This window comes from Sphingomonas sp. (assembly GCF_023266535.1).
Taxonomy (GTDB): domain Bacteria; phylum Pseudomonadota; class Alphaproteobacteria; order Sphingomonadales; family Sphingomonadaceae; genus Sphingomicrobium.
In genome coordinates, this window is record NZ_JAHFPY010000066.1 from 1 (window position 1) to 431 (window position 431).

At 63.8% G+C, this 431-nt stretch carries 1 protein-coding gene; it reads right to left on the reverse strand.

From position 1 onward, the window contains the following. Positions 1 to 155: 155 nt before the first annotated feature. Positions 156 to 431: acyl-CoA dehydrogenase family protein (locus tag Q0C64_RS10515; protein ID WP_294123552.1), on the reverse strand; the 276-nt coding region annotated here is incomplete at its 5' end.

A 431-nucleotide genomic window follows, 5' to 3' on the forward strand; every position in this document is an offset into this window, starting at 1 on the left:
CAAAGGTCAGCGCCGCCGGCTTGGCCGGCTCCTCCGCTTTATTGGCTTGCTGTTTGCACGCGGTCAGGCTGGCTAGCGCCAGCAGGATCAACGTCACGCGCATTGCGACTCTCCCACCGTTCGGGGCGAGGCTTAACGCAAATCAATTTGTGCGGCTACGCGCCAATCAGCTCCCGGCCAATCAGCATGCGGCGGATCTCATTGGTCCCGGCGCCGATATCGAGCAGCTTGGCATCGCGATAGTAGCGCTCGACCGGCCAATCCTTGGTGTAGCCGGCGCCGCCCAGTGCCTGAACCGCCTCATTGGCGACCTTCACCGCATTTTCCGACGCCAGCAGGATCGCGCCCGCAGCGTCGAACCGCGTCGTCCGCCCGGCATCGCACGACTTGGCCACTTGGTAGACATAGGCCTTGGCCGAATTCAGCGCGAC